We start from the raw sequence: 8,257 nt of genomic DNA, 5'->3' as shown, positions 1-8,257 counted from the left end.
ACCTGAGAAATGCGCAGTACCTGTGGGAGCGGGCATGCCCGCGAAGAGGCCGGCACAGGCCAAAAGGGATGCCATGAAACTGCCGCCGCTCAACGCCTTGCGCTACTTCGACATCGCCGCCCAGACCGAGAGCTTCGTGCGCGCCGCCGAGCACTTGCACGTCACCCACGGCGCGGTCAGCCGGCAAATACGCCTGCTTGAAGAAAGCCTTGGCGTGGAGCTGTTCGAGCGCCGTAACCGGGCCATCTTCCTCACCCCCGCCGGCCGTGCCCTGCAAGGCACCACCCAGGCGATTTTCGAACAGCTCGAAGGTGCCGTGCAGCGCTTGCAACAACAGGCCCGCGACAATGTGCTGGTGTTGTCCTGCGAGCCGACCATCGCCATGCGCTGGTTGATCCCGCGCCTGCCCCGCTTCCATGCCGACCACCCCGACTTGCAGCTGCACCTGGTGGCCGCCGGCGGCCCACTGGACTTCGCCCGCAGCGGTGTCGACCTGGCCATCCGCCGCGATGATTTCCACTGGGACAACCAACTGTATAACCAGAAAATCTGTGATGAATGGATCGGCCCGGTGTGCCACCCCACCGCCTCCACTCAGCTCGACGGCCAACGCCTGCTGCACAGCGCCACCCGCCCTGGCGCCTGGCGCACCTGGCTGCGACACAGCGGCCAACAGGCGCGGCGTAACGAACGCAGCGACTACGAGCACTTCTACCTGTCTATCCAGGCCGCCAGCGCTGGCCTGGGCCTGGCCATGGCCTCAGCCCTGATGGTGCGCGACGAACTCGACAGCGGGCAGTTGCAGGCACCGTTCGGTTTTGTGCGTGATGGCTCGGCCTACCACCTGCTCAGCCCACAGCCTCTGAACGACAGCGGCAAGCGCCAACGCTTCACAGAGTGGGTAATGGGCGAATGCCAGCGTTGCCTGGCTCACTTGGGCTTGAGGCAGAACGACGACCCCGCGCTACCATCGCCGCCCCAGGTGCGATAGCCCGCGGTATCCAGATGGATCCGCCCGGACGGGTAGCGCCCCAGGCCCATGCTCCAGGCCTGGCCATGCTGCTGCCAGAAACGGCAGAGCGGATTGGGGTCGGTCCAGGCCGGCAGCAGGATATCGACGGCGAAGGCGCGGGTATGGGCACTGTTGGCAGCACCGCCTGCGCACGTATTCAGACGAGGGTCGCGGTAGGCCGAAACCACCTCGAACTGGCGCAGGATGCCTTGGTCGCTCAGCATCTTGATCAGCGAAAGGGTGGAGCGCACAGCCGGCCAGTTGCCGGTAGGCGGTACGGCAAAAGGAGACGCTCTACACAGCTTCCAGTCCGAGGCCGAACGCAGCAGTTGATGGATAGGCACAACACCGTAAAGACGGGCATCCACCAGCATTTCACGGAAGGGACGGGTTTGATGGTCGCCGGCCCACTGGGCGAACATCCACAGGTCGCGTTCGTCGGCGTGGGCAGCACCCGCGATCAGCAGGCCTGCCGCCAGAAGCAGTTTTTTCATTCGTCATCCATCCCTGCATAGAGAACAAACAAAGCTACGCGGTGGATGGCACCGACTACGCGAGGTCAATCCTCAAGCAGGGTGCAAGCCATCACCAGGGCGTCTTCACGGCCGCCGGCAATCGGATAATAGTCGCGGCGGCGGCCGATTTCGTTGAAACCGTAGCGCTCGTACAAACGATAGGCCGACTGGTTGCTGGCGCGCACCTCAAGGAAACACTCGCGGCCATTGAGCTGGTAGGCCCTGGCCATCAGGTGCTCCAGCAAGCGCAGGCCCAGCCCGCGCCCCTGGTTTTCCGGTTTGACGGTAATGTTGAGCAGGTGCGCCTCGTCGATGATCACGTTGATCACCCCATGGCCAACCTGCTGCTGGCCATCGAACATCAGCCAGACTTCGTAGGACTTGAGCGCATCCTGAAAGATCCCGCGGGTCCAGGGGTGACTGAACGCGGCATATTCGATCTTAAGTACGGCTTCCAGATCCGCCTCGGTCATCGGGCGGAAACTGATCGATTCACTCATTCAACGCTCTTCCAGCGCGCCATCAGCTGGCGCATGGCTTTCCAGACCTCCGCCTTGCGCTGCGGCTCGTCCATCAACAGTTCAAGGCCCGGCAGCGCCCAGGCGTCGCCCAGGCCGTCCAGCTTGAGGGTTTGGTAATAGGCCGTAGCATCGGCGTTGCCGGCAAAGCGCAGTGCCGGCATGCCAATCAGCCACAGGCAGGTACTCGGTGCATCTTCCAGGCGCGCCTGGACAAAGCCCTGAACGAAATCGCGCGCGGCTTCGGGGCCCTGGTCCATGTTGCCGCGGACCAGCAACGGCCAGCGCACCGGCTCGCCGATGATCTGCGGGGCGTCTGGCAGGCCGGCGGCGCGCAGCATGTCCTTGAGCAGCAGGTAGGACGGGTCACGGCTCTGGAAAGGCTGGCCGGTGGCCAGTTCCACCAGCAGCAGGCAGCTGCCAGCGCGCAACAACTGCAACGAGAAGCGCGGTGGCGGCACAGGGGCCGGGCGTGGTGGTACGGGCTGCTCTTCGGCCTCCACGGGCTTGGCGGCAGGCTTGGGCAGGCTGCCTGGGCGCGGGATCTCGATTTTCGGCCGCTCACCGGAACGGGCCTGAGGAATCGCGGGCGCTTCGTTTGCAGCCGGTGCCGGCATGACCTCGAAATCGATGTCCTCGACCTGCGCCACCGGCATTAGCAGCTCGGGGCGCGACGGTGCGGCGAACGGCAGTTCGGCGCGCGGCAGCCAATGCACCACTTGCATGGCGGAAAGGTAGGCGCGGCGACGGGGTTCGGTCAGCAAGGGGCGGGTATCCGAGGGGCTCAAGGCAGTTGGGCATTCTAACGTGTACGCCGTGGTTTTTGCAGCGCCTATCAGACCGAGCGCCACCACAAAAACAACGCCATACACACACAAGCAAAAAGGTTATCCCCCATTACAGACCAAGGGGTGAAAACCTCCCCCCCGTATGCAGTACAATCGCCCCCTTTTTCTTGGCAACGAGTCGAAGCCAATGATCGAACCCAAGCGCGTCCTGCGCGCCCTAGCCGAACACTGGGCCCTGATCGAGCCGCTGTGCGAGCGTTTCGACCAGGGCACCCTGAGCCTGGTAGAGCTGCGCCAGCATGTGGCCCGCCAGCAGCTCGAAAGCACGCCGCAGGACATCACCCAGCTACTCGACGTGTGGATCCGCCTGGATATCCTGGTCCCGGTGGCCAAAAGCCCGAACCGCTTCGAGCTCAACGCGCAGATCCACGACTTCCTTGCGTACCTGCGCCGCGAACACCGGCTGGGCCTGTGCCTGGAGATCGAAGCCTACCTGCGCCACCTTGAACGCCTGGCCGGCCATATCCAGGACGCCTTCGACAACCGCGACAGCGACGACCTGGCGCGCCAGCTGCGCCTGCTCGACATGCGCGTGCGCGATGTGCTGAAAAAGCTCGATAACGACGAACAGGCCCTGGTAGCCGTGGCCGAGCGGGCCAAGACCAGCAACCGGCAGATCCCGCTGCGCCAGCGTTACGCCGAAGTACTGGCCACCTGGGACGAATACGTCGAGCCGATGATCCAGCTGGTGAACGCTGACGGCGCCTTCGAACAAGGCGTGCGCAAGGTCGAGACCGTGCTGCTGAAGCTGCTGGGCGAACAGGCGCGCCTGGGCCACCTGGTCGACGACGACATGCTGCTGCGCACCCACGCACGCATCCTGGAAATGCAGACCAGCGCCCAGCTAACCCTGCGCCACGCCCGTGAACTGCTGCTGCCGCTGCGCGAAGAAGCCCGCCGTCACAACGCCGTGACCCGTGGCGCCGCGCTGGCCCTGTCGGTGATCCGGCGCAAGGGCATCGACGCCGTGCCGCAGGCGGCCATGCCGATGTTCACCCGCCCGCAGAGCACTTTCCTCGGCAGTGCCAGCCAGGTCGAAGCCTATGTGTACGCCCTGGCGCGCTTCGAGCCCAAGCCGGCGCGCTTCCCCAAGGCCCACAAGACCCAGTCCGGCGACTTGCCCCGTGCACCGCGCACGGTCAAGGAAATGGCCGAACGCTGCGAACAGGCCCTGCCGCTGCCCGACCTGATGGTCTGGCTGCTGGAACAGGAACCCGAAGGCGCCACCGACGAACTGCTGTACTGGTTCTCGCGCCTGTCGCGGGAAAAGCGCTTCAAGCGCGAACGCCTGGAACGCCGCGAGTACACCACCCAGGAACACTTGGTCAGCCTGCGCTCGTTCGCCCTGACCTCCAGCCGCGAAGACGCCACCAGCGCGCCTACCGAACCCAACGCGAGCCCAGCCCATGCATCTTGATCTTTCCGAACTGTCCCAGCTCGCGCCGATCTTCCGCGAGCTGTTCAAAGGCTTCCACGTCAGCCGCCGCGACCCCGAGCTGTACGCCCAGCTGTCGAACTTCCAGGACCAGTACCGCACCCTGTTCAAGGCCCTGGGCTTCGAGCTGGTGTGCGACACCCGCGGCTTTTATTACTTCGTGCCGGACATGACCGCCGCGCAGGTCAACAAGACCGCGCAGCGCCTGTCGCTGTTCACCTTCATCCTGGTTGAGCACCTGGCCGACCAGGGCCGTGACCCGATGGCGGTGCTCGACGGCGGCAGCATCGGTCGCGACGAACTGCCCTCGCTGCTGGACAAGTACCGCGACCTGTTCCTGCAGGCCGAAGTGCAGACCGTAGACGAGCTGGAAGAAAAAATCCTGCGCCGCATGACCCAGCTCGGCTTCGCCCATGAAGAAGGCGGCATCTACCGCTTCCTGCCGCCGATGCACCGCTTCCTCGATGTGTGCCTTTCGGTCCAGCAGGACCGCGACCTGGCCGCCACCCTGCACAGCGTCCTGCCGCTGCCGACCCCGGTGCTGGTCGAGGAAGAAAGCCCCGAAGAACTCAACCGCACCGACGACCCGCTCGACCTCACGCCTTTCGAGGGCGAGGAAAGCGAAGAGGACGCCCTGGCCCGGGCCATCCGCGAAGAGCAACAGGAGATTGACGCATGAGCCAGGAACGCTACGGCATCCGCCGCTTCGCACTGCTCAACACCGCTGGCTACAGCCTCGGCCTGTTCCCGCTGGAGCATCCGCTGTCGGTATACGGTGCCAACAACCTGGGTAAGTCGGCGTCGATCAACGCCCTGCAGTTCCCGATCCTGGCGCGTATGTCGGACATGAGCTTCGGCAAGTACAGCCTCGAGCAGTCACGCCGCTTCTACTTCGCCAGCGATACCTCGTACATTCTCTGCGAGCTGAGCCTGCCCCACGGCCCGCACGTGATCGGCGTGGTTGGCCGCGGCCCGGGCGGCGGCTTCGGTCACCAGTTCTTTGCCTACAAAGGTGAACTGGACCTGGCCCACTACCAGAAAAACGACACCTGCCTGCGCCAGAAAGAGCTGTTCACCAACCTGGAACGGCTGGGCATCAAGGCCTACGAGCTGAAGCCGGACGAACTGCGCCGCCTGCTGGTTGGCGGCCACACCTCGGTGCCGCTGGACCTGACCATGATCCCGCTGCGCTCCACCAGCGAGCAAAGCCTGAAAACCTTCCGCGCGCTGTTCATCAACCTGCTGCACATGCGCGAAATCACCGCAGCCAAGCTCAAGCAGCTGTTCCTTGACGCCTTCGAGCACAGCCTGCGTTCGGGCAGCGTCGACTATATCGCCGCGTGTGAGGAAGCCTTCCGCGACGTGCGCCGCATGGAACAGGACTACAACGCCCTGGTGGCTGCCGGCCCTCTGGTCGAGGCCCTGGCCGGTGGTGTGGCCCAGCGCGACATACTGCGCGGCAAGCTGCACCGCATTTCGCCGGTGCTCGATACCCTGCTGGGCACCTGGCAGGAATACGCCATGGCGCGCAAGGAAGAGCTGGTTATCCAGTCCGAGCACTACCGCGGCGAGCAGGACCGCCTGCAGAACGACCAGCGCGGTGGCACTCAGGAGCTGATGCGCCTGGAGCGCGAAATCACCGGTATCCAGCGCTGGCTGGGCGAGCTGTCGGTGCTCAAGCACCGCTTTGCCTTGGTCGATGACGTCAAGGTGCTGGAACAGCAACTGCTGGCGGCCAAGGATGCCCACGACGAACTGGCCGGCGCCCTGGCACAGTCGCGCCAGTTCTCCGCCGAAGACCTGGATGAGCGTGTACGCGACCTGGAAAAACGCCTGAAGCAGGTCAAGCAGCAGCTGGACCACGCTGACAACAACAGCTACGCCCGCCTGCGCGAGGAGTTCTCGCAACAGGACGTCGACCGCCTGATGCGTCTGTTCAACGGTGCGCTGTTCAGCCTGCCGCTGGGCGACCGTGGCATCGAACTGGACGACAGCGACCTGTGGGTAAAATCGCTGGAAGCGGTACTGGACGGCTTCAAGGGCGAACGCTTCGAAGCGCCGGGGCTGTCCATCGACCTCACCCACATTGATCCACCGGCGCTGCAGGCCCTGGCCGACCGCGCCGCCCTGCGCGACCAGAAAGAGCGCCTGGAAAAAGAGCTGAAACAGCTCAAGACCCAGCAGGCGGTCACCGCCGACCGCTCCGCCTCCAAGGCGCAAACCGAAACCCTGTACCAGCAAGTGCTGGACGCGCAGAAGGCGCTGGAAGATTTCCGCCGCAGCGAAACCCTGGCCGCCGAAGAGCCCGAGAAGCTGGAGCAGCTGTCGCAACTGGAAGCCGCCCAGGACGAACTCAAGCGCTCCAGTGATGCCTTCACCGAGCGCGTCCAGCAGCTGTCGGCCAAGCTGCAGCTGGTCGGCCGACAGATCGGCGACCTCGAGTCCAAGCAGCGCACCCTGGAAGACGCCCTGCGTCGTCGCCAGCTGCTGCCGGCCGACCTGCCCTACGGCACCCCCTTCATGGAGGCCATCGACGACTCGATGGACAACCTGCTGCCGCTGCTCAACGACTACCAGGACAGCTGGCAGAGCCTGCAGCGGGTAGATAACCAGATCGAGGCGCTTTACGCCCAGGTGCGCCTCAAAGGCGTGGCCAAGTTCGACAGTGAAGACGACATGGAGCGCCGCCTGCAACTGCTGGTGAACGCCTATGCGCACCGCACCGAAGAAGCCCTGACCTTGGCCAAGGCACGCCGCGCGGCGGTCACCGACATCGCCCGGACCCTGCGCAACATCCGCAGCGACTATGACAGCCTCGAGCATCAGCTGGCCCTGTTCAACCGCGAGATCAACAAGCGTCAGGTCTCCAACCTGGAAAGCTTCCGCGTGGTGCTGGCGCCGAACAAGGAAGCGCTCAAGCACATCGACCAGATCATCCACAGCGCCGGCCAGTACGAAGAAGGCGAAACCCTGTCGGTGTTCGACCTGACCCAAAGCGCCGATCAGGACAACAAGAACGAAGAGGCCAAGGAGTACCTGGCACGCCTGGTGGCGGCCAACCACAACCAGCTGGGCCTGAAAGACCTGTTCGAGCTGGCGTTCGAAATCACCAAGGTCAACGGCCAGCCGATCATCCACGCCGACATCGACGGCGCTGCCTCCAACGGCACCACCATGACCATCAAGGCGCTGACCAACATGTACTTGTTGCTGCACCTGATGGACCGCGACCTGGCCGGGCGCATCCGCCTGCCCTACTACCTGGACGAAGCAGCAGACATCGACGAACGCAACCAGGCGGCACTGCTGGAGACCAGCTTGCAGCTGGGCTTCGTACCGATTCTGGCGAGTGTGAAGCCACAGGTATCGGCGCACGTGGCGATCGACCTGGAGGGCGGCAGCGGGCCGAACGGCATCTACATCGACGAGGCGGACTGGAAGTTCATCAGCCGGCTGGATGAGGTGAAGGCGGTTGTGCGTGAGGATCAGGCCGAGGAACTGGCCTGACATCGGGGTATTGGGGCCGCTTTGTGGCCCATTCGCGGGGGCCCGCTCCCACAGGTACTGCACAGAGCTTGAACCTTGTGCAGTACCTGTGGGAGCGGGCTTGCCCCGCGAATGGAGGCCGCAGGCCTCCCGGCAATCTACCAGGCTATCAATGCGCCCAAGGCAGGATCGGAATCGCGGTCACCGCGTTCTGCGGGCTGCCTTCAATCACTTACGAGGCGGACTGGAAGTTCATCAGCCGGCTGGATGAGGTGAAGGCGGTTGTGCGTGAGGATCAGGCCGAGGAACTGGCCTGACATCGGGGTATTGGGGCCGCTTTGCGGCCCATTCGGGGGCAAGCCCGCTGCCACAGGTACTGCACAGAGCTTGAACCTTGTGCAGTACCTGTGGGAGCGGGCTTGCCCCGCGAATGGAGGCCGCAG

Annotated in this window: 8 protein-coding genes; 5 read left to right on the top strand and 3 right to left on the bottom strand. The window is 64.4% G+C overall.

Annotated features, from left to right (window positions below; translation table 11 throughout):
- Nucleotides 1-73 precede the first annotated feature (73 nt).
- Complete coding sequence (locus tag ACK1VC_RS16925; protein WP_016484841.1) at nucleotides 74-991, top strand: LysR substrate-binding domain-containing protein; 918 nt, start codon at nucleotides 74-76, stop codon at nucleotides 989-991.
- Here ACK1VC_RS16925 and ACK1VC_RS16920 read toward each other — a convergent pair.
- From ACK1VC_RS16920 to ACK1VC_RS16910, 3 genes are all read right to left on the bottom strand, one after another.
- Nucleotides 931-1,506 (bottom strand): D-Ala-D-Ala carboxypeptidase family metallohydrolase, encoded by a 576-nt coding sequence (locus ACK1VC_RS16920; RefSeq protein WP_191087255.1) that lies wholly within the window; start codon nucleotides 1,504-1,506, stop codon nucleotides 931-933. The genes ACK1VC_RS16925 and ACK1VC_RS16920 overlap by 61 nt on opposite strands.
- A 65-nt stretch (nucleotides 1,507-1,571) precedes the next feature.
- Nucleotides 1,572-2,027, bottom strand: coding sequence for a ribosomal protein S18-alanine N-acetyltransferase (gene rimI, locus ACK1VC_RS16915; protein ID WP_016484839.1), 456 nt, complete (start codon nucleotides 2,025-2,027; stop codon nucleotides 1,572-1,574).
- Entirely contained in the window at nucleotides 2,024-2,809 is a 786-nt protein-coding gene (locus ACK1VC_RS16910; protein WP_191087254.1) for an energy transducer TonB, read from the bottom strand. Before ACK1VC_RS16910 ends, rimI begins: the two co-directional genes overlap by 4 nt.
- 211 nt (nucleotides 2,810-3,020) lie before the next feature.
- Here ACK1VC_RS16910 and mksB point away from each other — a divergent pair, with 211 nt between their 5' ends.
- The 4 genes from mksB to ACK1VC_RS16890 all read left to right on the top strand — a co-directional run bounded on the left by mksB (nucleotide 3,021) and on the right by ACK1VC_RS16890 (nucleotide 8,131).
- A complete protein-coding gene (mksB, locus tag ACK1VC_RS16905; RefSeq protein ID WP_016484837.1) occupies nucleotides 3,021-4,310 on the top strand; it encodes an Mks condensin complex protein MksB in 1,290 nt (429 codons plus the stop codon).
- On the top strand, nucleotides 4,300-5,007 hold the full coding sequence (gene mksE / locus ACK1VC_RS16900; protein ID WP_016484836.1) for an Mks condensin complex protein MksE: 708 nt from the start codon (nucleotides 4,300-4,302) through the stop codon (nucleotides 5,005-5,007). The genes mksB and mksE overlap by 11 nt, the downstream gene beginning before the upstream one ends.
- Nucleotides 5,004-7,835: an Mks condensin complex protein MksF gene (mksF, locus tag ACK1VC_RS16895; RefSeq protein ID WP_095115877.1), complete on the top strand. Its 2,832-nt coding sequence runs from the start codon at nucleotides 5,004-5,006 to the stop codon at nucleotides 7,833-7,835. The genes mksE and mksF overlap by 4 nt, the downstream gene beginning before the upstream one ends.
- Before the next feature lie 68 nt (nucleotides 7,836-7,903).
- On the top strand, nucleotides 7,904-8,131 hold the full coding sequence (locus tag ACK1VC_RS16890; RefSeq protein ID WP_191087253.1) for a hypothetical protein: 228 nt from the start codon (nucleotides 7,904-7,906) through the stop codon (nucleotides 8,129-8,131).
- Nucleotides 8,132-8,257 lie beyond the last annotated feature (126 nt).

This window comes from Pseudomonas sp. XP2, assembly GCF_053557975.1.
The sequence above is the reverse complement of the archived record's forward strand: the minus strand, read 5'-3'. Positions and strand labels throughout refer to the sequence as shown.